The organism is Halomonas sp. (assembly GCF_029263665.1).
GTDB lineage: Bacteria > Pseudomonadota > Gammaproteobacteria > Pseudomonadales > Halomonadaceae > Halomonas.
This window is the reverse complement of sequence record NZ_JAJUFQ010000014.1, coordinates 73919-97501: the sequence shown is the minus strand read 5'-3', so window position 1 is coordinate 97501 and position 23583 is coordinate 73919. Positions and strand designations below refer to the sequence as shown.

General features: G+C 57.3%; 18 protein-coding genes. 16 read left to right on the top strand and 2 right to left on the bottom strand.

Annotation, left to right across the window (positions count from 1 at the left end; genetic code table 11):
- Positions 1–228: 228 nt before the first annotated feature.
- Both Q1K07_RS14225 and map read right to left on the bottom strand, forming a co-directional pair.
- The gene (locus Q1K07_RS14225) at positions 229–2904 is read right to left on the bottom strand and encodes a [protein-PII] uridylyltransferase (RefSeq protein WP_300312084.1); all 2676 of its coding nucleotides are present in this window, start codon (positions 2902–2904) and stop codon (positions 229–231) included.
- 268 nt (positions 2905–3172) lie between these two features.
- Positions 3173–3967, bottom strand: a complete 795-nt coding sequence (gene map / locus Q1K07_RS14220) for a type I methionyl aminopeptidase (protein ID WP_300312081.1) — start codon at positions 3965–3967, stop codon at positions 3173–3175.
- Between the two features lie 469 nt (positions 3968–4436).
- On the opposite strand from map, the gene rpsB reads away from it, so the two are divergent.
- The 16 genes from rpsB (at position 4437) to dnaE (ending at position 23445) form a co-directional block, all read left to right on the top strand.
- Entirely contained in the window at positions 4437–5180 is a 744-nt protein-coding gene (gene rpsB, locus Q1K07_RS14215) for a 30S ribosomal protein S2 (protein ID WP_300312079.1), read from the top strand.
- A gap of 148 nt (positions 5181–5328) precedes the next feature.
- Entirely contained in the window at positions 5329–6198 is an 870-nt protein-coding gene (tsf, locus tag Q1K07_RS14210; RefSeq protein WP_300312076.1) for a translation elongation factor Ts, read from the top strand.
- 160 nt (positions 6199–6358) lie between these two features.
- Entirely contained in the window at positions 6359–7123 is a 765-nt protein-coding gene (gene pyrH / locus Q1K07_RS14205; protein ID WP_300312073.1) for a UMP kinase, read from the top strand.
- Between the two features lie 4 nt (positions 7124–7127).
- Positions 7128–7685, top strand: coding sequence for a ribosome recycling factor (gene frr, locus Q1K07_RS14200; protein WP_300312071.1), 558 nt, complete (start codon positions 7128–7130; stop codon positions 7683–7685).
- Between the two features lie 80 nt (positions 7686–7765).
- Entirely contained in the window at positions 7766–8560 is a 795-nt protein-coding gene (uppS, locus tag Q1K07_RS14195) for a polyprenyl diphosphate synthase (RefSeq protein WP_300312069.1), read from the top strand.
- Entirely contained in the window at positions 8553–9359 is an 807-nt protein-coding gene (locus tag Q1K07_RS14190; protein ID WP_300312067.1) for a phosphatidate cytidylyltransferase, read from the top strand. The genes uppS and Q1K07_RS14190 overlap by 8 nt, the downstream gene beginning before the upstream one ends.
- Positions 9356–10582: a 1-deoxy-D-xylulose-5-phosphate reductoisomerase gene (gene ispC / locus Q1K07_RS14185; protein WP_300312064.1), complete on the top strand. Its 1227-nt coding sequence runs from the start codon at positions 9356–9358 to the stop codon at positions 10580–10582. Before Q1K07_RS14190 ends, ispC begins: the two co-directional genes overlap by 4 nt.
- Positions 10583–10748: 166 nt before the next feature.
- Positions 10749–12104, top strand: coding sequence for a sigma E protease regulator RseP (gene rseP, locus Q1K07_RS14180; protein WP_300312061.1), 1356 nt, complete (start codon positions 10749–10751; stop codon positions 12102–12104).
- A 237-nt stretch (positions 12105–12341) separates the two neighbouring features.
- Positions 12342–14690: an outer membrane protein assembly factor BamA gene (gene bamA / locus Q1K07_RS14175; RefSeq protein WP_300312058.1), complete on the top strand. Its 2349-nt coding sequence runs from the start codon at positions 12342–12344 to the stop codon at positions 14688–14690.
- A gap of 32 nt (positions 14691–14722) precedes the next feature.
- Complete coding sequence (locus Q1K07_RS14170; RefSeq protein ID WP_300312055.1) at positions 14723–15214, top strand: OmpH family outer membrane protein; 492 nt, start codon at positions 14723–14725, stop codon at positions 15212–15214.
- 164 nt (positions 15215–15378) lie between these two features.
- Positions 15379–16434, top strand: a complete 1056-nt coding sequence (lpxD, locus tag Q1K07_RS14165) for a UDP-3-O-(3-hydroxymyristoyl)glucosamine N-acyltransferase (protein WP_300312052.1) — start codon at positions 15379–15381, stop codon at positions 16432–16434.
- Between the two features lie 148 nt (positions 16435–16582).
- Positions 16583–17026 (top strand): 3-hydroxyacyl-ACP dehydratase FabZ, encoded by a 444-nt coding sequence (gene fabZ / locus Q1K07_RS14160; protein ID WP_149283401.1) that lies wholly within the window; start codon positions 16583–16585, stop codon positions 17024–17026.
- Positions 17023–17790 carry an acyl-ACP--UDP-N-acetylglucosamine O-acyltransferase gene (gene lpxA / locus Q1K07_RS14155; RefSeq protein WP_300312050.1) on the top strand — a complete coding sequence of 256 codons (768 nt, stop codon included), beginning with the start codon at positions 17023–17025 and terminating at the stop codon, positions 17788–17790. Before fabZ ends, lpxA begins: the two co-directional genes overlap by 4 nt.
- 52 nt (positions 17791–17842) lie before the next feature.
- Positions 17843–19069, top strand: a complete 1227-nt coding sequence (gene lpxB / locus Q1K07_RS14150) for a lipid-A-disaccharide synthase (protein WP_300312132.1) — start codon at positions 17843–17845, stop codon at positions 19067–19069.
- Positions 19070–19096: 27 nt separating this feature from the next.
- Positions 19097–19768 carry a ribonuclease HII gene (gene rnhB, locus Q1K07_RS14145; RefSeq protein WP_300312047.1) on the top strand — a complete coding sequence of 224 codons (672 nt, stop codon included), beginning with the start codon at positions 19097–19099 and terminating at the stop codon, positions 19766–19768.
- Between the two features lie 167 nt (positions 19769–19935).
- Positions 19936–23445, top strand: coding sequence for a DNA polymerase III subunit alpha (gene dnaE / locus Q1K07_RS14140; RefSeq protein WP_300312044.1), 3510 nt, complete (start codon positions 19936–19938; stop codon positions 23443–23445).
- The last annotated feature ends 138 nt before the right edge of the window (positions 23446–23583 follow it).

The window sequence follows — 23583 nt, the reverse complement described above, 5'->3', positions numbered from 1 at the left end:
AACAGCAGTCAGTCACGATGTTGATTGCGGCCCCTGGCCCAGCGTTTCTGCGCGTGCTTGCTTGGCAGACCTGCGTGGGAAAGGGGCCGACGTCCATGTCATGTCATCGGGTTTCCGATCTTATCCAATATTCTAATGGATATGACATGGAAGAATTGACCATGAGCAACTTGTGGTGAAATTCAGGCAGCAATGCTGGACAGTGGATGAGATGGGGTGCTACCGCCCCTAGAGGCTTAGTGTCTCGATCAGGCGCTGACGGAGTCTCTGCTGTCGTTGTTCATCGGTAATGGGATTGCCTTCACGGTCGGTAATGTAGAACACGTCCTCGACACGCTCGCCCAGGGTGGCAATCTTGGCCGCAGACAGCGTGATACCAAGCTCCATGAAGACACCGCCTACGCGGGCCAGCAGGCCAGGGCGGTCGGGAGCGATCAGTTCGAGCAGAGTGCGCTCTCCGTTGGAGTCCTGCTCGATGGCGACTTGAATAGGTACCTGGAAATGTTTGAGCTGTCGCGGTGTGTGGCGGGTGACGATGGTCGGGTAGTCGTCAGGATCATCGAGTTCCTCGACCAGATGGAGACGAATGGCATCAAGACGAGCTGGGTCGCGGATCGCCTGGCCCTGTTCATCCAGCACGATGAAGGTGTTGAGTGTCCAGTTGTTCTTTGAAGTGGCGATACGGGCGTCATGGATCGACAGGCCAAGCTGTTCCATGGCAGCGGCGGTAGCTGCGAACAGGTCGTCAACCGAACGGGCATGGATGAACACTTTGGTGCCGCCTTCGGCCATGTCGGCGGTAGGCGCGTTGATCAGTACCAGAGGCAGGTCCTGTCCGCGATGGGCAAGCATGCCCTGGGTCTGCCATACCACCTCGCTGGGGGCATATTGCAGGAAATAATCTTCGCCGAGTGATTGCCACAAGGCGGACACCCTTGCCATGTCCGCTCCCATGGTGGCGAGCAGGGAATGGGCTTCATGGCGAGTTTCACGTACCCAGTCGGTTCGTGCCAGCGGATTTTCCAGGCCCCTGCGAAGGACGCGGCGGGTTTCTGAATGCAACTGGCGGAGAAGTGAAGCACGCCAGCCATTCCAGAGTGTCGGGTTAGTGGCGGTGATATCGGCCACGGTCAGCACATAGAGGTAGTCCAGGCGAATCTCGTCGCCGACAGTGGAGGCGAAGTCGTGTATCACCTCCGGGTCCGTCAGATCGCGTTTCTGGGCGATCATCGACATCAGCAGGTGATGTTCCACCAGCCAGCTGACCAGACGAGTTTCCCAGTCGGACAGGCCATGGCGTTCAGCGAAGGCTTCAACGTCGCGTGCTCCAATGATGGAGTGGTCTCCGCCGCGCCCTTTGCCGATATCGTGGAACAGACCGGCGATCCACAGTATTTCCATGCTGGGCAACTGATGGACCAGTGGAGCAGCCACCGGAAAGTCTTTCTTGGCATCGGGCTTGCGGAAGCCGTGCAGACACTTGAGCAGGCGCAGGGTGTGGGCATCCACGGTGTAGATGTGGAACAGGTCGTGCTGCATCAGCCCTACCGCCTGACCAAACTCCGGCAGGTATTTTCCGAGTACACCGTAGCGGTTCATGCGCCTGAGCTGGCGGGCCACATTGCCCCCTGACTGGAGCAGTGCCCGGAATAACTCGCGATGGCTTGGGTTGGCGCGATAGCGATCATCGATCAGGTGGCGATGGTCGCGGATCAGACGGATGGTATCGGCACGTACACCTTCGATTTCGGGGTGTTCAGCCATGAGGTAGAACAGTTCGAGCAGCGCTGAAGGTGTGTCGCGGAATACGCTGCGTGAGCGCGCCTGGATGTACCCCCCCGTGACCTGGAAGCGTTCGTTGAGGGGATGGGTTTCCAGAGGTGTCTCGGAGCGCAGGATAACCTCGTCGAAGTGCTGCAGCAGCATGTCATTAAGCCCCGCAAGGGCGGTGACATGGCGATAGTAGCGCTTCATGAACTGTTCGACGGCCAGTCTCTCGGGCGTGTCGCGATAGCCGAATAGTTCGGCAATGGCGCTCTGGTGATCGAACAGCAGGCGGTCCTCGGCACGGCCGGTGATCATGTGCAGAGCGTAACGGACCTGCCACAGAAACGCTTGTCCCTGACTCAGGATGAGATGCTCGGCGTCGTTCATGAACCCCTTGGCGACGACTTCTTCATAGCTTTCTGTATCGAAATGGCGCTTGGCCACCCAACCGATCATCTGGATGTCACGCAATCCACCGGGTGAGGTTTTGACATTGGGTTCCAGGTGATATTCGGAATTGTTGAAGCGGTGGTGGCGGGTGATTTGCTCCTGCCACTTGGCTTCGAAGAAGCGGTCCGCTGGCCACATGTGCTCCGGTGACAGGCGTTCGCGCATGGCCTGGCGCAAATGATCCGAGCCGGCCAGCGTGCGTGATTCAAGCAGGTTGGTGATGATGGTGATATCTGCTTCGGCTTCGCGTTCGCAATCATTGAGCGAACGTACGCTATGGCCGATTTCGAGGCCGATGTCCCAGAGAAAGGTAATGAAGTCGGTGAGAGGTTCCCTGAACGGAGAGTCGTCATCATCTTCCAGCAGGAACATCAAATCGATGTCGGAATGAGGGTGCAGCTCTCCGCGGCCGTAGCCCCCTACAGCAAGCAGAGCGATACCCGTGTTAAGCTCGGGGTAGCGAGACCAGGCCATGACCAGCAGGTGGTCCAGGCATTTTGCGCGCCCCCGCACCAGGTCGCGGATATCGGAACCTTTGAGAAAGTGTTCATCGAGCCGTGCCTGGATCTCTTTCAGCGCACCCTTGAAAGGTGCAATGGGAGAGCGCTGGCCTTCGAGCTGTTGACGAAACTCCTCGAAATCGAAGAGATCAAGTTCCTTGGCGAAGCGATAGTGGTGCAGGAGCATATAGGCGCCTCAGCGCTCTGACTGTCAATTAGGACTGTCTGTAAGGTGATTCGCGCTCAATGATACCGCGTTGAGTGCAGTCTCGCAGATAACATCCGCTGAGGCACGAGGCGGGTCAAGCAGCTCCGGGTGATTTTCACCTCACAGGAGCGGCTGTTGATCCACGCTATCCTGCTGCTCGCTCATGGGGCCGCGTTGTCGCTGCTTAGTCCGAGGTTCCTGCCGTTTGTCGGTAGTCCCTCTTGCCCGGCGACACCCCATGATGCCTTCAGGATGATGCCAGGAAAGACAGATCCTCGTCACTTCGCGCAGTGAGCACCTCGACACCAGTTTCCGTGACCAGCAGGGTGTGTTCCCACTGAGCCGTCAGGCCCTTGTCCTTGGTCACGGCGGTCCAGCCATCACGCAACACCTTGGTGCGGTAGTCCCCGACGTTGATCATCGGTTCGATGGTGAAGCACATACCGGCGGCGAGCTCGATGTCAGCTTCGGGAGCATAGCCATCATAATGCAGTATTTGAGGATCCTCATGGAAGCCGGCGCCAATGCCATGGCCACAGAAGTCCTGTACGACCGAGTAGCCGTTGGCCTTGGCGTGATGCTCGATGGCCTGGGCCAGCTCGGACAGGCGCACGCCTGGGCGTACCAGGGCCATGCTCTTGTACAGGCATTCCTGGGTAACCCGTGACAGGCGTTCGCCCTGGATGGTCTCGCCGATGATGAACATCATGCTGGAATCGCCGTGATAACCGGCAGCTGTCTTGACAGTGACATCGATATTCATGATGTCACCTTTCTTGAGCTTCTTGCTGTCATCCGGAATGCCGTGGCACACCACATGGTTGATCGAGGTGCAGATCGACTTGGGGAAACCATGATAGTTGAGCGGGGCAGGAGTAGAACCGAGCTCGTTGACAATGTAGTCGTGGCACAGGCGATCCAGGTGGCCTGTGCTGACACCAGCCTGGACATGTGGTGTGATCATTTCCAGTACGCTGGCAGCCTGGCGGCCTGCTTCGCGCATCAGTTCGATTTCTTCGGGCGTCTTGATGGGTACGTTCATGGAATCTCGGATCTGGGTGATAGCACCCCGGGGAAAGCGGGTCCGCATCAATGGGACCGCAAGAAGCCCGAGGGTAAGCTGGGAGCCGTCGCTTTGGAATATGGCATATGCGCACCATGATTCGTGGCTATCGTGCCGAGCGACTTCAACTCGAAGGCTATCCATGGTATAAAGCTGCGCGCTTTCCTGCAATGCGCCGTTCCCTGTCAATGCATTCTCCTGTTGTTTTGATTTGTCTTGATGGCTTGGTTCTTGATTGGTCTGTCCCTGACAGTGCAGTAGAGATCAGGAATACAAGGACTCAGCGATTGGAGAAGAATACCGGCAGGGTGGGGCGGTGGAATGCGTTTATGCTTAATAGCCTTGAAAACACACATGCACCGTCACATGGTCCCGGGTGCCGTTGGTTCGTCCGCGGTCGGATCCATGGGGTGCGTGGAGGCCTAACCCGATTGTTCAGGAGTCATCCATGGCACATGTCAACATGCGCGACCTGCTGAAGGCAGGCGCACACTTCGGTCACCAGACCCGTTACTGGAACCCGAAGATGGGCAAGTTCATCTTCGGCGCTCGTAACAAGATTCACATCATCAACCTTGAGCATACTCTTCCTGCGCTCAATGAAGCGATTGATGTGGTCGAGAAAATGGCTGCTTCCAACAACAAGATCATGTTCGTTGGAACCAAGCGCAGTGCAGCCAAGGTCATCAAGGAAGAGGCGACTCGTGCTGGTCAGCCGTACGTCAACCACCGCTGGCTCGGCGGTATGCTGACGAACTACAAGACCATTCGCCAGTCTATCAAGCGTCTGCGTGACCTCGAGGCCATGCGCGAAGATGGCACGTTCGAGAAGCTGACCAAGAAAGAAGTCCTGATGGCCACTCGTGAGCAAGACAAGCTCGAGCGTTCCATCGGCGGCATCAAGGAAATGGGCGGCCTGCCCGATGCACTGTTCGTGATCGACGTCGATCATGAGCGTATTGCCATCAACGAGGCCAACAAGCTGGGTATCCCGGTTATCGGTATCGTGGATACCAACTCTGATCCGGACGGCGTCGACTACGTGATCCCGGGCAACGATGATTCCATCCGCGCCATCCAGATCTACGTCAAGGCCATCGCCGATGCTTGTGGCCGTGCGAAAGAAGGTCGTCCCGATGAGTTCGTCGAAGTGACCGACAGCGAAGGCGACGCCGCCGCCGCTGCCGAGTGATCTTCGGCCCGCCTGGGCCAGCGGTCGTCTGACGACCCACGCCGACAGGCGCAAAGGGGGCCGTGGCCCCCTTTTCTCTACTCTGGCCATGCCGCGTGGGCTGCATGGCCAACCGACATTCAGGTCGAACCATTCAGAGGTGAATACCATGGCAGCTATCAGCGCCTCCCTGGTCAAGGAACTTCGCGAGCGCACCGGACTTGGCATGATGGAGTGCAAGAAGGCACTCAGCGAAGCCGACGGTGACATTGATCTCGCTATCGAGAACCTGCGCAAGAACTCTGGTCTCAAGGCCGCCAAGAAAGCGGGACGTACCGCTGCTGAAGGCGTCGTCGTGACTCGTGTTGCCGAAAACGGCAGCTATGGTGTCCTGGTCGAGATCAACTCCGAGACTGATTTCGTTGCTCGTGATGACAACTTCAAGGCCTTCGCCGACAAGGTTGCCGATGCCTTCTTCGCTGCCAAGAGCGAAGATGTTGCTGCTGTGACTGCCGGTGAACTGGAATCCGATCGTGAAGCCCTGGTGCAGAAGATCGGTGAGAACATCGGTGTGCGTCGTGCTGCCGTCATCACTGCTGCTGAAGGCAACCTGGTAGGTGCCTATGTTCACGGCGGCCGTATCGGTGTGCTGACCGAGCTCAAGGGCGGCACCTCTGAAGCCGCCAAGGATGTTTCCATGCACGTGGCTGCCATCAATCCGGCAGTGGCACGTCCGGAAGACATGCCGCAGTCTCAGCTTGATACCGAAAAGGCCATCATCCTGGCGCAGCCTGACATGGCTGGCAAGCCGGAGCAGATCGCCGAGAAGATGGTGGAAGGCCGTCTGAAGAAGTATCTGGCAGAGAACAGCCTGACCGAGCAGCCCTTCGTCAAGGATCCCAACGTCAGCGTTGCCGAATTCGTCAAGGCTGCTGGTGGTGAAGTGGTTGGCTTTACTCGCTTCGAGGTGGGTGAAGGCATCGAGAAGGAAGAGGTCGACTTCGCCAAGGAAGTCATGGAACAGGCCAAGCGTAGCTAAGGTCCCGGTTCCATACTGTGATATCACAGTAAAGATGGCGTGCGCGAAAGCGCACGCCTTCGTGTATGCGCCACTGGTCGATACACCGGGCGCTCACAGTACGCCGAACGAGACCTTTTCTGGTTTGGCAGCAGGCCCCAGTCAATTGCGGAGACATGCTATGAGTAGCGCCGATTCCTCCCTTATCTCTAAAGTCGACAAGCCTCGTGCTGATTCGAAGTACAAGCGTATCCTGCTCAAGCTGTCCGGTGAGGCGCTGACTGGTGACGCCGATTTTGGCATAGATCCCAAAGTGCTCGATCGCATGGCTCTGGAGATAGGCCAACTGGTTGGTATTGGGGTTCAGGTCGGCATTGTGGTGGGCGGTGGTAACCTGTTCCGTGGAGCGGCCTTGCATGAGGCAGGTATGGAAAGGGTTACCGGCGACCATATGGGCATGCTGGCCACGGTGATGAATGCCTTGGCAATGCGCGATGCCCTGGAGCGTTCCAATATCCGTTCCCGGGTGATGTCGGCAATTCCCATGAGTGGTGTGGTGGAACACTATGACCGCCGTACTGCTATTCGCTATCTCACCTCCGGTGACGTGGTGCTATTCTCGGCTGGTACCGGCAACCCCTTCTTCACTACTGACTCTGCAGCATGTCTGCGCGGTATCGAGATTGATGCCGATGTGGTGATCAAGGCCACCAAAGTGGATGGTGTCTATGACAAGGATCCGGTCAAGTATCCGGATGCGGTCAAGTATGACCAGTTATCCTACGATGATGCTCTTGACCAGAAACTTGGTGTTATGGATTTGACCGCCATTTGCCTGGTGCGGGACCATGATATGCCTGTCCGGGTATTCAACATGAACAAGCCTGGCGCTCTGCTCAACCTGGTGGTGGGCGGCAAGGAAGGCACGCTGATCGATAGAGGGTGACATCGTGATCAACGAGATCAAGAAAGATGCGCAAGAGCGCATGCAGAAGAGCATTGACTCTCTGCACCACAACTTCAACAAGATCCGCACCGGTCGTGCACATCCCAGTATTCTGGATGCGGTGCAGGTCGATTATTATGGCTCCATGACTCCGATCAATCAGGTCGCACAGGTCAATATAGAGGATGCTCGTACTCTGACCGTGGTGCCCTGGGAGCAGGCCATGGTGCCCAAGGTGGAAAAGGCCATCATCACTTCTGAGCTAGGTCTGAATCCTTCCACTGCGGGTAACGTGATTCGCATACCGATGCCGATGCTGACTGAAGAAACGCGCAAGGGCTATATCAAGCAGGCGCGCCAGGAAGCGGAAAACGCACGTGTGGCGGTGCGCAATGTGCGTCGCGACGCCAACAACGACCTCAAGGCCCTGCTCAAGGAGAAGGAAATCTCTGAAGATGAGCAGCGTCAGGCCGAGGACGAAGTGCAAAAGATCACCGATCGCTTCGTGGCTGAAATCGACAAGGTGCTGGCGTCCAAGGAAGAAGACCTGATGCGGGTCTGACGCCGGCTCGCCGCGTCATTCCCGAGGCTCGCCGCACGTGCCGGGCCTCGGGGCTTCTGTTTACTTCCATGCGAGACATCATGACGTCACCGCAGCCTCCTAAACCGTCTTCTTCGGACTCCTCTTCATTGCGTCCTCTGCCGGAATCCGTCAGTCAAGTGCGCCATGTCGCCATCATCATGGATGGCAATAATCGCTGGGCTCGCTCTCGCGGCATGTCCGGAGTACGTGGCCACCATGCTGGTGTCGAAGCTGTGCGTGCTGTGATTCGTCGTGCCGCCGAGCGCCGGATCGAGATGCTCACTCTGTTTGCTTTCTCCAGCGAGAACTGGAAACGCCCGGCTGCTGAGGTCAATGCCCTGATGGAGCTTTTCCTGATGGCGCTGAAACGAGAGGTGAAGAAGCTTCACCAGCACGATATCCGCCTGTCAGTGATCGGTGATACATCCGGCTTTTCCACGGCTATTCAGAAGCGCATCAACGAAGCTCAGGAACTGACCAGGGATAATACGGGTCTCCATCTGGTCATTGCCGCTAATTATGGTGGCCAGTGGGATATCGCTCAGGCCGCGAGACGGCTGGCCGAGCGAGTGGCAGGCGGTGAGCTGGATCCTGAAGCCATCGATGAGCGCATGTTTGGCGAGCAGGTATGCCTGGGGGCTGCCCCCCCTGTAGATCTGTGTGTTCGCACCAGTGGAGAGTTGCGAATTTCCAATTTCCTGTTGTGGCAGATGGCTTATGCTGAGCTGTATTTCACTCCGACACTGTGGCCGGACTTCGATGGTGACTCCTTCGATGCCGCCTTGGAAGAGTTCTGTCAGCGTAAACGCCGTTTCGGCATGACCGACGAACAGCTCGAGGCTCAAGGTGCTTAGGCAAAGGGTCATTACCGCAGTCTGCCTGGTGCCTGTGGCGCTGGCGGGACTGTTTGGACTGGATGGCGGCTACTTTGCCCTGTTTACCGCCATGATTGTACTGTTGGCAGGGCGCGAGTGGGCCAATCTGGCAGGAGTGGCCTCTGGAGCAGGGCGCCTGACAGTTGTTGCAGCTCTGGCAGTTGCCATGGCCCTGCTGTGGTTCAGTGGTCAGTCGCAGGCTGGATGGGTTCTGGTCATTGGTGCTCTGGGGTGGGCACTCAACCTGTGGTGGGTGATCGGTCATCCCGAACGTGAAGCACAGTGGTCTTCTACTACCATGCGCCTGGCCATGGGAGGCTGGGTACTGTTGCCTACCTGGGTCGGCTTCAATGTTCTGCGTGACAGCGGCGGTGTCTGGCTGCTGTTTGTCCTGCTCCTGGTCTGGTGTGCAGATACCGGCGCCTATTTCTTTGGTCGTGCCTTCGGCAAGCGCAAGCTGGCACCCAAGGTCAGCCCAGGAAAGTCGTGGGAAGGTGTACTGGGTGGCATGGGGGTGACTGCGTTTCTGGCGGTGATCTTTTCGCTATGGCAGTCACTGGACCTGGAGGCCACCATTGTGCTGGTAGTGGTAACTCTGGGCGTGACATTGACGTCGGTGCTGGGCGATCTACTCGAAAGCATGCTCAAGCGCCATCGTGGTCTCAAGGATTCCAGTCAGCTGCTGCCAGGGCACGGAGGTATCCTCGACCGTATTGATAGCCTTACCGCTGCGGTTCCGGTATTTGCTCTGTTCTTCAGTTGGCTGGTGATGGCATGAGTGTCGCTGCGGTCAACTCAACTTCCCGGGATAAAGGTCTGTCGAGAGGGGTTGTGGTGCTGGGTGCCACTGGCTCGATCGGCACAAGTACTCTCGATGTCATTTCCCGCCATCCCGAGCTTTATCGTGTGCATGCACTGACGGCACACAGCTCTCGGGAGGCATTGTTGCAGCAGTGCTTGACACATCGTCCCGATGTGGCCGTGATCGATAGTGCTGAAGATGCTGATTGGATGGCGACCCGGTTGCAGGAAGCAGGTGTGGCCACCGAAATGCACCACGGTCAGCGGGCTCTAGAAGAAGTAGCAGGGGCCCCAGAGGCGGACGTCGTGATGGCTGCCATCGTGGGAGCGGCGGGATTGTTGCCAACGTTGGCTGCTGTACGTGCCGGCAAGCGTGTACTACTGGCCAACAAAGAAGCGTTGGTGATGTCTGGCAGCCTGTTTATGGGGGCCGTGGAAAAGAGTGGCGCAACATTGCTGCCTATCGATTCTGAACATAATGCCATCTTCCAGTGTCTACCTGGGCACCATCGCGGGGGATTGACCCATCATGGTGTCACTCAGTTGCTGCTGACTGCCTCTGGTGGTCCTTTTCGTGGCTATGATCGCGAGCGACTGGCAACGGTGACGCCTGACCAGGCTTGTGCACACCCTAACTGGTCCATGGGGCGAAAAATCTCGGTAGATAGTGCCACGTTGATGAACAAAGGGCTGGAGCTGATCGAGGCCTGCTGGCTGTTCGATGCTCGTCCGGATCAGATTCAGGTAGTGGTGCACCCCCAGAGTGTGATTCATTCCATGGTGGCTTACAGTGATGGCTCGGTGCTGGCACAGTTAGGTAATCCGGATATGCGTACGCCGATTGCCTACGGCCTGTCCTGGCCTGACCGTATTGATTCAGGTGTCGAGACATTGGATCTGTTCGCCGTGGCGCGGTTGGATTTTGAGCCGGCGGATGAGAGTGCGTTCCCTTGCCTGAGGCTGGCGCGTGAGGCAATGGCCAGTGGAGGTGTGCAACCGGCCGTGCTCAATGCGGCCAATGAAGTGGCCGTGGCCGCTTTTCTTGACGGTCATATCGGGTTCAATGATATTCCAGCGCTGGTCGAGCAGGTTCGTGAAGGTGTCGCTGAGGGTGGAGCAGAAACCCTTGAGGCGGTGCTGGAAGCCGATCGTCATGCCCGGTGTCTGGCTCGTGCATGGCTGGAACGAAAAAATGGGTGAACCAGCGTGTGCTAGATGGCCCTGTTGAAGGTTGTATTGACCGCCCAGGCTGGGTAGTGCCGTGGGGAACCTTTGCCCCCAGGCATTGCCCGAGAGTAAGGTGGCGGGTGGGTCCATCGCCTTTAGCGCCGTTGCTTCGGTGTGAGGATTAGCCAAGGAGAAGACTTTGGGTCTGATTCAGAATGTGTTGGCTGTGATCGTAGTGCTTGGCCTGCTGATCACTTTTCACGAGTTTGGCCACTTCTGGGTCGCACGTCGCTGCGGTGTGAAGGTGCTGCGCTTTTCCGTAGGCTTTGGTAAGCCGTTATGGTCACGCTACGATCGTCACGGCACTGAGTTTGCCATTGCAGCCATCCCCTTGGGTGGCTACGTAAAGATGCTGGACGAGCGCGAAGGAAATGTGGATCCCTCCGAAAGAGGGCAGGCGTTCAACAATAAGTCGGTATGGGCGCGCATTGCCATTGTGGCTGCAGGGCCCATAGCCAACTTCCTGCTTGCCCTGGTTGCCTATTGGGCGCTTTTCGTGGCAGGTACCACTACCGTAGCGCCAGTCGTGGGCGAAGTGACTCCAGATTCTCCTGCGGCTCAGGCTGGCCTGGAACATGGTCAGGAAATTACTGCCATACAAGGGGCAGAAGTACGCTCCTGGGATGAAGTCAATCTGAAGCTGGTTTCCATGATTGGCTTGAGCGGCAATCTCGATGTGACGGCCCTCGATGTATCGGGGAGCACGCCACGTCATTATTCCCTTGGGGTATCCCGGTGGTTGGTGGGCGAGGATCCACCAGATCCTCTGGGTAGCCTGGGAATCGAGCCTTGGCGTCCGGAAATGCCTGCGGTGATCGGTCAACTGGTGGCTGGAGAGCCGGCAGAGCAGGCTGGCCTGCAAAGTGGGGATCGAGTGATCAGTGTGGACGGTGAGCCAATTGCTGACTGGCTGGCCTTGGTGGATGTCGTGCGTGCTCATGGCGGCAAGCCCATGAAGGTAGAAGTGGAGCGTGAAGGTGAACGCCTTCCCCTGAGCCTGACGCCGAAAGTGCAGGAACAGGAAGATGGCAGCCAGCATGGTTACATCGGAGCAGGGGTAGCCCCTGTGGAGTGGCCTGAAAAGTGGCTGCGCGAGATTCGTTATGGTCCCATTGGAGCGGTGGGCGAGGCATTCTCCAAGACAGGAGAGATGACCTTGTTGACCTTCGATGCTGTGCGCAAGATGCTGGTCGGGATGATTTCTCCGAGCAACTTGTCCGGCCCCATTACCATTGCACGGATTGCGGGGGATACCGCTCGTTCAGGGCTCGAGAGCTTCGTCAGCTTCATGGCTTATCTATCGATCAGCCTGGGAGTGCTCAACCTGCTGCCCATCCCTGTGCTCGATGGTGGGCATCTACTGTATTACTTCATCGAAGCCGTGCGTGGGCGTCCTGTTTCTGAGCGGGCCCAGGCAATAGGCCTGCGAATCGGGGTGGCGCTGGTAGGTACCCTGATGGTCATGGCGCTGTACTTCGATTTAATGCGGCTATAGGGAACGATTTATTCATGGTGGTTGACGATGTAAGGCCGGTGATGCCCGTGAGCGCAGAAGTGGCTTGTAAGTGCTTTTCTTATGAGCATTTTTAGCGCCCTCGACAACCTGAATATCGGGTGCTGCAACGAATCAGCGTTGTCCTTGCCATGGCTGGAAGGTTGTCAGTAACCCGTACAAATGTATATGGTGCGTGTTTGGATTGGCACGCCGACTCAACGCGAGCGAAACGACTGCATGAAAATCAAGACCATCGGATTGGCGACACTGCTGGCGACCTGCTCTCAGGTAGCTCTGGCAGATTCCTTCACCGTGTCGGATATTCGCGTGGAGGGCCTTCAGCGGGTCTCTGCTGCGTCCGTCTTCAATGCTTTCCCTGTCAACGCTCGCGATCAGGTCGACGATCGTCAGTTGGCGGATGCTGCACGAAAGCTGTTTGCTACCGGGCTGTTTGATGATATTCATCTTGCCCGCGAAGGCGATGTGCTGATCATCGAGGTCGAAGAACGTCCGACCATCTCTGCGCTCAACATTGATGGCAACTCTCAGCTCAAGGAGGAAGACCTGCGCACTGGCCTCAAGCAAGCTGGTATCAGCGAAGGTCAGGTACTGCAGTTGTCTTCCATCGATACCATGAAGCGTGAGCTGGAAGGGCTTTACCAGTCCCAGGGTCGCTACAGTGCTCGTATCGATACTGACGTCACCCCGGTGGGTGCAGGGCGTGTGCAGGTCGATATCCATATCCACGAAGGTGCGGTAGCCAAGATTCGCCAGATCAATATCGTGGGCAACGAGGCCTTCTCTGACGAAACTCTGCAGGATGTCTTCGAACTGGAAGACCAGCCCGGGATGTTCTTCGGCTGGTTCTCCAGTGATGAGTATTCCCGTGAAGCCTTGGCCGGTGATCTGGAGCGCTTGCGCTCCTATTATCTGGATCGTGGCTATGTCAATTTCGATATCACTTCCAGCCAGGTTTCCATCAGTCCGGACAAGTCGCGCATCTTCATTACCATCAACGTGGATGAAGGCAAGCGCTACAAGATTGGCGATATTTCCTTCGCTGGTGACCTCAAGCTGGCTGAAGCTCAGGCGCGAGACCTGCTTCAGATTCATAGCGGAGATGTCTTCAATCGCAGTCAGGTGGTGGCATCATCCGAAGCCATGCGCTCTCGACTGGGTGCTGAAGGCTTTGCCTTTGCAGAGGTCAATGGCATTCCTGAGGTGCGCGACGATGGCAAGACCGTGGACCTGAGTTTCCAGGTGACACCGGGGCGTCGTGCCTATGTTCGTCGTATCAACTTTGTCGGCAACACGACCACCAAGGATGAAGTGCTGCGCCGCGAGATGATCCAGATGGAATCGGCTCCGGCTTCCACCGAGTCCATCTCACAGTCTCGCCAACGCCTCGAACGTCTGGGTTTCTTCAAGCAGGTCGAAGTGCAGACCGAGCCAGTGCCAGGCCAGCCTGACCAGCTCGATGTGACCTACAAGGTCGAGGAGCAACCTTCCGGTTCCATCTCTGCGAGTCTGGGGTACTCGCAGAGTGCCGGTGTCATCTATGGGGCTGCATTGTCCCAGAACAACTTCCTGGGCAGCGGTAACCGGGTCAATGTCGGAGCCCAGAAGAGTGATACCTATACCAGCATCAACTTCGGTTTCACCGATCCCTACTGGACGCTGGACGGCATCTCTCGCGGTTATAACTTCTACTACCGTGAGACGGATTATGAAGACTCCGATATTTCCACATACTCCACCGATGCTCTGGGTGCCGGTATCAACTTTGGCTACCCGATCAACGAGCTGACGCGGATGAACTTCGGGGCCAATGTCGAATCGCTCCAGATCGACACCTACGATGACACCCCGTCGGAGATCGAACGTTACGTTCGGGATGAGGGCGACAAGGCCGATACGCTGTCGCTGACAGGTAGCTGGACGCGCAATGACCTTAACCGCGGAATCATGCCTACTGCGGGTAATTACCAGCGCCTGGCCCTGGAGCTGGCGGTACCTGGCAGCGATGCTGAGTACTACAAGGCCCGTGCCGAGGCCAAGCACTTCTTCCCCCTGAATGAAGAACAGACACTGTCGCTGAAGTTCAGTGGCCAGCTTGGCTACGCCGATGCTCTCAACTCCAATGATCCTTATCCGTTCTACGAGAACTTCCTGGCCGGGGGGCTTGGCTCGGTGCGTGGTTATACCTCCAACACCCTTGGACAGCCGACGACCACGCGCAATGAAGGCGATGATGACACCCTGGGTGGTAACGTTCTGGTCCAGGGAAGCATGGAACTGATCTTCCCCATGCCTTTTGTTGAAGACAAGCGCTCTGTCCAGCCGTCGCTGTTCGTTGATGCCGGTAATACCTTCCTCACGGAATGCTATGACGTTCTGGAAGGGGATGAGGATCGCCGTGAGTGCAGCTCCGGAGTGGATCTTGGCGACCTGCGCTACAGTGCGGGTGTCGGGGTGTCTTGGCTGACACCGGTGGGACCGCTGACCTTCAGTGTGGCCAAGCCGCTCAACGAGAAGGATGGCGATGATACCCAGGTATTCCAGTTCTCCTTGGGTCAGACGTTCTGATGTATTTGCTGCGCATCTTTTCGTACTCCGCTATGTGGCCAGTACTCTTGTTGGCTGGTCTGTTGGTGTTATGGGCGCCAGCGGCAGCGGCGACCGAAGTAGCGGTTCTTGATTGGCGCAAGGCATTGCTGGACTGCAATGATGCGCGTCAGGAAATGTCCCAGCTGCGCACTAGCGTGTCGGACAAGCAGCAGGAAGCGCAGCAGTTGGGCACTGCACTGGAGAGGTTGTCGACGCGCCTTGAGTCAGACACCACCAGCGATGCTGAAACACATATCTTGATGCAGGAGTTTCAGCAGAAAGGGCAGCGCTTCGATCAGTTGCGTCAGGAAATCCTGGTTGCTCGGCAGGCTGCCGAAGAACGCTTTCTGGCTCGGCTGGAACCCAAGATGGACCAGGCCGTCAATCGCGTCATCGCTCGTCATGATATCGACATCCTGGTCGACCCCAACGGGGTGTTGCACAGTACCCGTGACCTACCGGATCTAACCGGAGAGGTCACGGAGCTTCTCAATACGTTATGATCCTGTTGAGTCGTATGCGGATGTCAGTTATTTCCGATAGGAATAAGCCTCTGCGCCAAGACTGCTGCAAATGATAATTTTACGCATCGACGGTGATCAGGGTATTGCACCCAGATATGAAACAGTGTTTTCCTAGCGGCAATGTCACCGCTCCACGGGCTCCCATGAAAGATACACGAAAACCCCTATCTCTTTCCGACATAGCCGACCGTCTTGGTGCTCGCCTGGAGGGTGACGGGGAGCGTCGTATCTCTGGACTGGCAACGCTCAAGGACGCAGGGCCGGAAGATATTACTTTCCTGGCCAACCGGGCCTATCTCAAGGATCTGCCTGGGACGCGTGCTGCTGCAGTGTTGCTGCGTCCTGAAGACAGGGATGCCTGCCCTGTGACGGCTCTGGTGCTGGACAATCCCTATCTTGGCTATGCTGAGCTGTCGCGTATGCTCGACCCCCTGATCAATGCGCAGCCCTCTGGCGTGCATGCCACGGCAGTGGTCGCCGAAGGTGCCGTGCTGGGTCAGGATGTCAGCATTGGAGCTCAAGCGGTCATCGAGGCTGGAGCAGTTCTGGGTGACGGCGTGACCATTGGCCCGGGCTCTGTAGTCGGGGCGGATAGTCAGATCGGTGAGAACAGTCTGCTACATGCCAATGTCACCGTCTATCACGGCGTTGTGGTGGGAAAACGAGCCATTCTGCACAGTGGTTGTGTGATCGGCGGTGACGGTTTTGGTTTTGCCCATGATGGAGCAGGTTGGCGGAAGATTGCCCAGCTTGGCGGTGTGGTGCTGGGAGATGATGTCGAGGTCGGCAGTTGCTCAAGCATCGACCGTGGAGCCCTGGGCGATACCGTGATCGGCAATGACGTCAAGATCGATAGTCAGGTGCAAATTGCCCATAACGTCCATATCGGTGACCACAGTGCCCTGGCGGGTTGTGTTGGCATCGCTGGCTCCACGCAGGTCGGTCGACACTGTATGCTTGGGGGGGGGGTCGGTCTGTCTGGACACCTGACCATCAGCGATGGGGTTCAGGTGACAGGCATGAGTCTGGTGACCAACTCGATTCTCGAGCCCGGGGTGTATTCATCGGGAACCGGTGCGATGGAAAACAGCCAGTGGCGACGCAATGCCGTGCGCTTCAAACAATTGGACAGCATTGCCAAACGCGTCAGCCGACTGGAAAGAATGAGTGGGGAGAAGGGGGACTCTGGGACAAGCTGAAAGATCAGCAGCATTTTCCAGGCTTGAGGGTCTACCGCTTGCCGGTATAATCCTTCGCGCGCCGGGAACAGGTGTCCAGTGGTAGAGGAACCTTCCACTACGCTGCCTTCCTGAGGGAAGGATTTCAGTCATTTCAGAGGTCGCTACGATGGTTATGGACATCAACGAGATTCGCGAATATCTACCCCACCGCTATCCTTTTTTGCTGGTGGACAAGGTCACGGAGTTGACCATCGGTGAGTCCATCGTTGCCTATAAGAACGTCAGCATCAACGAGCCGTTCTTCAATGGTCATTTTCCCGAGCACCCCATCATGCCTGGGGTGCTGGTGATCGAAGCGCTGGCCCAGGCCTGCGGTATCCTGGGCTTCAAGACCGTCAACAAGCTGCCTGCCGACGGTTACGTCTACTATCTGGTAGGCAGCGACAACGTACGTTTCAAGCGCCCCGTGATGCCTGGCGATCGCCTTGAGCTGCGGGCCCAGGTCGAACGTACCAAGCGCGGTATCTGGAAATTCCAGTGTCGGGCCAGCATCGATGGAGAAGTGGCCTGCGAAGCCGATATCATCTGCGCCGAGAGGAAGATTGCTTGATTCATCCGACCGCCATCGTAGACCCCGGCGCGCGCCTGGCCGACGATGTCGAGGTGGGACCGTTCACTGTGATCGGCCCCGACGTCGAGATCGGTGCTGGCTCCGTTATTGGTCCCCATGTAGTGATCAAGGGACCAACCGTACTGGGGAAGCGTACTCGCATCTTCCAGTTTGCCTCCGTAGGGGAAGACTGCCAGGACAAGAAGTACAACGGTGAGCCTACACGCCTGGTCATGGGTGACGACAATGTCATTCGTGAAGGCGTCACGTTGCACCGGGGTACGGTTCAGGATCGCAGTGAAACCACTATTGGCTCGCGCAACCTGTTCATGGCCTATGTGCATGTGGGACATGACTGCGTGATTGGTGATGACTGTATTCTAGCCAACCAGGTGACCCTGGCTGGCCATGTTCATGTCGGTGACTTTGCCATCATCGGAGGCTTGTCTGCCGTTCACCAATTCTGTCATTTTGGCCCTCATGCCATGGCAGGAGGTGGCTCGATCATCACCAAGGACACTCCAGCCTATGTGATGATCAACGGTAGCCCGGCAGCCGCCCATGGTCTCAACCTCGTTGGCCTCAAGCGCCGGGGTTTCTCTGCCGAGGCCATTCGCTCTCTGAACGAGAGTTACAAATTGGTCTATCGCCAGGGGCTGACAGTGGATCAGGCCCTAGGAGAAATCCGCTCGCGCTTTTCTCTACCTGAGACGGAAGTCTTTGCCGCCTCCATCGAATCATCAACCCGGGGAATCACCCGCTGACGGCGGGGGAGGCTCTATCGTGAGCGACCCTGCCTGCGTTGGAGATACCCAAATGGCCGCGGCTCGCACGCCGCGGCGCGTATATCTGGTTGCGGGTGAACTTTCCGGTGATATCCTGGGTGCCAGTCTGATGCGTGCTCTCAAGGCACGTTATCCTGAAGCCGAGTTTCGTGGCCTAGGTGGGCCGCGCATGCAGGCCGAAGGCATTCACTCGCTGTTTCCGCTTGAAGTGTTGTCTGTCATGGGGTTGGTGGAGGTGCTCAAGCATCTGCCTGAACTGTTCCGTGTACGGCGAACCTTGCGTGAGGACGCTCTGGCTTGGCAGCCAGACATCATGATTGGCATTGATGCGCCTGACTTCAACCTTGGTCTGGAACGTCAGTTGCGACAAGCGGGGATCATCACCGCGCACTACGTCAGTCCCTCGGTCTGGGCCTGGCGCCAAGGACGAGTGAAAGGCATCGCCAGATCGGTGGATGCGATGCTGACCTTCCTGCCTTTTGAGGCAGAATTCTATGTCGATCATAAGGTGCCCGTCGCCTTTGTTGGTCACCCTTTGGCTGATGAGCTGCCGCTGGGCGGCAATAATGACCGCCAGGAGGCGCGTGCGGCCTTGCGGCTTGAAGAAGCTGGAAGGGGAGAGGTTGGCGAAGTGCTGGCGCTTCTGCCTGGTTCACGGCGCAACGAGATTCGTTTCATGGGAGCGACGTTCCTCGATGCTGCTCAGCGTCTGGTCGAAGAGCGCCCTGAACTGCTGGTGTTGATTCCCGCTGCAACGCCGGAGCGGCGTACCCAACTTGAAACGCTCCTGGCCGAACGTCCCGCGCTCCAGCGCAGGGCCGTATTGCTGGATGGCCAGGCACGTGAAGCGATGCTGGCCAGTGACGTGGTGTTGTTGGCTTCTGGTACCGCGGCTCTGGAAGCCATGTTGTGTCACCGTTCGATGCTGGTAGGTTATCGTATGGCCCCCATGACCCATACCATTGCGAAGTTCATGGTCAAGACACGGTGGATTTCGTTACCGAACTTGATTGCACAGGAATCTCTGGTACCAGAGCTGATTCAGGATGAGGCTTCAGTGGACGCGATCAGTGCACGTCTCTCTGCCATGCTTGATGATGACCAGGGACGAGCGGATCTTGAAGCGCGATTCAGCGAGATGCACCGGACACTTCAACGGGATGCCAGCCGCCGTGCAGTGGATGCCATTGAGGCGTTGGTAGCTGGCCGTGAGCTACCTGCCAGTGTGTCGCCTGACATTCTGAGAGAGACGCGCTGAGAAAAATGGATGAGGAGCGTTTCTGGAATGGCTGAGGGTGGAATGTCTGGAGATAGCAGGAAACGATCAACCAAGGCCTCGCCGGGAAAGGCTCGCAAGGCATTGCCAGAGCTGGTGGTAGATTACCAGGGAAGCCTGCTGGCCGGAGTGGATGAGGTAGGTCGCGGTCCTTTGGTTGGTGCGGTGGTGGCTGCTGCCGTGATTCTTGATCCTGCACGTCCGATTGATGGCCTGGCCGATTCCAAGGTTCTCAGTGCCAAGCGACGAGAGGCACTGGACGCTCAGATCCGCGAACAGGCATTGGCCTGGTGTATCGCAGAGGCCTCGCCGGCAGAGATTGACAGTTTGAACATCTATCATGCGACCCACTTGGCCATGCGCCGGGCTATCGATGGTCTGAACGTGGTACCGGAATATCTGCTGGTGGACGGTAATCGCCTGCCCGGGCATCATATTCCTGGCCAGGCAGTGGTAAAGGGAGATGCTCGTCATAGCGCCATCGCTGCGGCTTCGATCCTGGCCAAGGTGGCTCGGGATGCTGCTATGCTAGCTCTGGACACTCATCATCCCGACTATGGTTTTGCGCGTCACAAGGGCTACCCGACACCGGAGCACCTGGCGGCTCTGGAGCGCCTGGGGCCACTGCCCGAACATCGTCGCTCCTTCGCTCCAGTCAAGAGGCAGTTGGCTCTGTTCTAGGTTGTAAGTACAGGTCGTAAGACACTTGGTTGTGCAGTAGTGCGCAGCAATGAGTCCATATCGTTCTGACGCTGGACCTGTTCGGGTCGTCGCCACATTTTGTTGTTGCCATGCTGTCGTGACACTGCTGACGCGTGGCCTTTGTTTTCTTGAGGTTGTGCATTCTCATGTCCGTTCCCTTCGTTCATCTGCGCGTCCATAGTGAGTTTTCCCTGGTCGACGGCCTGGTGCGGCTCAAGCCGTATATCAAGGCAGGAGCGGAGTTGGGGATGCCCGCGCTGGCGTTGACCGACGACTCGAACCTGTTTGCCCTGGTCAAGTTCTACAATGGCGTCCAGGGGGCCGGCATGAAGCCGATCATCGGCGCCGACTTGTGGCTGCATAACATTCATGATGAAAGTCACCCCTATCGAGTGACGTTGCTGGCGATGAACGATACCGGCTACCGCAATCTGACGGAGCTGATTTCGCGAGGCTGGCAGGAAGGGCAGCATCAAGACCAGGCGATTCTGCAAAAGTCCTGGGTCATGGCTCAAAGCGAAGGATTGATTGCCCTTTCTGGCGGGCGTGAGGGGGAAATCGGTCGTCACCTGCTCAGTGACCACCATGGCGAAGCCAAGAACCTGCTGGAAGAGTGGACCAGTGCCTTTCCGGGGCGCTTCTACTTGGAGTTGACACGCACTGGGCGACCGCTGGAAGAGGACTGTGTGCATGCTTGCGTGGCCCTGGCCATGGAAACGGACACTCCCGTGGTGGCGACCAATGATGTGCGCTTTCTCGCACGTGAGGACTTTTGGGTTCATGAGACACGCGTTGCCATCGGCGAGGGCATGAGTCTGGAAGACCCGCGCCGTGAGCGACGCTATACCGAGGAGCAATATCTCAAGAGCCCGCAAGAGATGGCGGAGCTGTTTTCCGATATCCCCGAGGCGATCGAAAACAGCGTCATGATTGCCGCGCGCTGTAACGTCAATGTGCGCCTTGGGGAAATTTTCCTGCCGGAATACGGCATTCCTGAAGGCATGACTCAGGACGAGTTCTTTCGCAAGATCTCCCATGATGGCCTGACGGAGCGCCTGGATGCCTTGTATCCCGTAGCCCAGCATCCGCGGGATACAGAAGAGTGGGCAGAAAAGGAAAAGGTGTACCGCGAGCGTCTGGATTTTGAGCTCGATATCATTCTGCAAATGGGGTTCCCTGGTTATTTTCTGATCGTGATGGACTTCATCCAATGGGCCAAGGACAACGATGTCCCGGTGGGGCCAGGGCGAGGCTCCGGTGCCGGCTCTCTGGTGGCCTACGCCCAGAAGATCACGGATCTTGACCCCATACAGTACGACCTGCTGTTCGAGCGCTTCCTCAACCCGGAACGTGTCTCCATGCCTGACTTCGATGTCGACTTCTGCATGGAAAAGCGTGATCGGGTGATCAACTATGTGGCCGAGCGCTATGGCCGCGATGCGGTTTCTCAGATCGTCACTTTCGGCACCATGGCAGCCAAGGCGGTGGTGCGTGACGTGGCCCGAGCCCAGGGCAAACCCTATTCCTTGGGAGACAAGCTATCCAAGCTGATTCCCTTTGAAGTCGGCATGACCCTGGCCAAGGCCATCGAGCAGGAACCGCAGCTGAAGGAATTCATCGAAGTTGATGAGGATGCCCAGGAAATCTGGGAAATGGCTGTCAAACTCGAAGGCATCACCCGAGGGACCGGCAAGCATGCTGGTGGCGTGGTGATCGCCCCTACGAAGCTGACCGACTTCGCTCCACTGTTGTGTGACGAAGATGGCCGTGGCCTGGTGGTGCAGTTCGACAAGAATGACATCGAAAGTGCTGGGCTGGTCAAGTTCGACTTCCTTGGTCTGCGTACTTTGACCATCATCGACTGGGCGCTGGAAATGGTGGACAAGGTACGTGCCACCGAAGGGCGAGAGCCACTGAATATCGACACTATTCCACTGGATGATGCCAAGACCTTCGACATGCTCAAGAAGGCAGAGACCACGGCAGTCTTCCAGCTTGAATCCCGAGGCATGAAGGAGCTGATCAAGCGTCTGCTGCCGGACTCGCTGGAAGACATGATCGCCCTGGTGGCGTTGTTTCGCCCTGGTCCGCTTCAGTCAGGAATGGTCGATGACTTCATCAACCGTAAGCATGGACGTGCCGAACTCGCATATCCACATCCTGATTACCAGCATGAATCTCTGATACCTGTCTTGACGCCCACTTACGGCATCATCCTGTATCAGGAGCAGGTCATGCAGATTGCCCAGGTGATGGCGGGATATAGCCTGGGCCAGGCAGACCTTCTGCGACGGGCCATGGGCAAGAAGAAGCCCGAGGAGATGGCCAAGCAGCGTAGTGGCTTCATGGAAGGTTGCCAGGCCAACGGCATCGATGCGGATCTGGCCGGCAACATCTTCGACCTGGTAGAGAAATTTGCCGGTTACGGTTTCAACAAATCCCACTCTGCTGCCTACGCTCTGGTGTCCTACCAGACGGCCTGGCTCAAGGCCCATTATCCTGGTCCCTTCATGGCAGCGGTCATGTCCACGGAAATGGACAACCTCGATAAGGTGGTACCGCTGATCGAGGAGTGCCGTAACCTGCGCCTCACCGTGACGCCACCAGACGTCAATGTCGGTGGTTACAAGTTCACCGTGGATGACGAGGGGCGGGTGGTGTATGGCCTGGGTGCCATCCGCGGAGTCGGTGAAGGCCCCATTGGTGCCATTGTCGAGGCGCGCAGTACAGATGGTCCGTTCAAGGACCTGTTCGATTTCTGTCGCCGTATCGATCCCAAGCGTATGAACAAGCGCACCCTGGAAGCGCTGATTCGTTCGGGCGCCCTGGATCGCCTGGGTCCCAATCGTGCAGTACTGAGTGCAGCTCTGGATGATGCACTGAAAGCGGCGGCGCAGAATCACCAGAACCAGAATGCCGGGATGATGGACCTGTTCGGTGATGCTTTCGCTGCGGCGGCGGAAGATGATGAAGCCGATCCCTATGAAAGTTATCTTCGCGTACGCGAGTGGACGGATCGGGAGCGCCTGGCGGGAGAAAAGGACACTCTGGGCCTTTACCTCACTGGCCATCCTATCGATGAGTATGAAGAGGAGCTGTCGCGCTTCGTTTCCACGCGTATCGCTGACCTCAAGCCTTCCCGGGAGTCCCAGCGGGTGGCAGGCCTGGTGGTGGGCATGCGGACGATGAAGTCCAAGCGCGGCGATACCATGGCCTTTCTTACCCTGGATGATCGCACTGGTCGCATCGAAGCCTCGTTGTTTGGCGAATTGTTCGATAGCGTGCGCCAACAGTTCGATAGTGCCGAGGTATTGATCATCGAAGGTGAAGTCTCTAGTGACGACTATTCTGGCGGATTGCGTTTGCGTGGCAAGGAAGTCACGCCAATGGTGGAAGCGCGTGGACGCTTTGCCCAGGCAGTGGAGGTATCGGTGGATGGGCGTCAGGCCAATGGCAAGTTGATCAACAGTTTGCGCCAGAGCCTGGTTCCGCATTGCAGTGACCAGGGGCTGCCGGTGCGGCTGCGTTACCGGAATCAGGAAGCTTCAGGCTGGCTGGAGTTTGATGAGCAGTGGCGTGTCACGCCATCCGATGATCTGCTGATCGCGTTACGTGAGGTCGAAGGCCAGGATGGTGTAAGGCTCAAGTATCGCTGAGCGATAGAATGGAGTCCTGTGCAGGCAAAACCCGGGCCGACACCCCTCGTGTTGAATAAACCATGGGCGCATGACTCTCGATGGTTACTGCATCTGCATCAGGATTCCTTATTGTGTAGAGTCTGTTACCTTGCGTGG

Excerpts from the sequence above, each read along its gene's own strand:
- rpsB (WP_300312079.1), top strand. The coding sequence starts at position 4,437 with ATGGCACATGTCAACATGCGCGACCTGCTGAAGGCAGGCGCACACTTC.
- uppS (WP_300312069.1), top strand. The coding sequence starts at position 7,766 with ATGACGTCACCGCAGCCTCCTAAACCGTCTTCTTCGGACTCCTCTTCA.
- dnaE (WP_300312044.1), top strand. The coding sequence starts at position 19,936 with ATGTCCGTTCCCTTCGTTCATCTGCGCGTCCATAGTGAGTTTTCCCTG.
- Q1K07_RS14170 (WP_300312055.1), top strand. The coding sequence starts at position 14,723 with ATGTGGCCAGTACTCTTGTTGGCTGGTCTGTTGGTGTTATGGGCGCCA.
- lpxB (WP_300312132.1), top strand. The coding sequence starts at position 17,843 with ATGGCCGCGGCTCGCACGCCGCGGCGCGTATATCTGGTTGCGGGTGAA.
- rnhB (WP_300312047.1), top strand. The coding sequence starts at position 19,097 with ATGGCTGAGGGTGGAATGTCTGGAGATAGCAGGAAACGATCAACCAAG.
- lpxD (WP_300312052.1), top strand. The coding sequence starts at position 15,379 with ATGAAAGATACACGAAAACCCCTATCTCTTTCCGACATAGCCGACCGT.
- tsf (WP_300312076.1), top strand. The coding sequence starts at position 5,329 with ATGGCAGCTATCAGCGCCTCCCTGGTCAAGGAACTTCGCGAGCGCACC.
- bamA (WP_300312058.1), top strand. The coding sequence starts at position 12,342 with ATGAAAATCAAGACCATCGGATTGGCGACACTGCTGGCGACCTGCTCT.
- pyrH (WP_300312073.1), top strand. The coding sequence starts at position 6,359 with ATGAGTAGCGCCGATTCCTCCCTTATCTCTAAAGTCGACAAGCCTCGT.
- ispC (WP_300312064.1), top strand. The coding sequence starts at position 9,356 with ATGAGTGTCGCTGCGGTCAACTCAACTTCCCGGGATAAAGGTCTGTCG.
- map (WP_300312081.1), bottom strand. The coding sequence starts at position 3,967 with ATGAACGTACCCATCAAGACGCCCGAAGAAATCGAACTGATGCGCGAA.
- Q1K07_RS14225 (WP_300312084.1), bottom strand. The coding sequence starts at position 2,904 with ATGCTCCTGCACCACTATCGCTTCGCCAAGGAACTTGATCTCTTCGAT.
- fabZ (WP_149283401.1), top strand. The coding sequence starts at position 16,583 with ATGGTTATGGACATCAACGAGATTCGCGAATATCTACCCCACCGCTAT.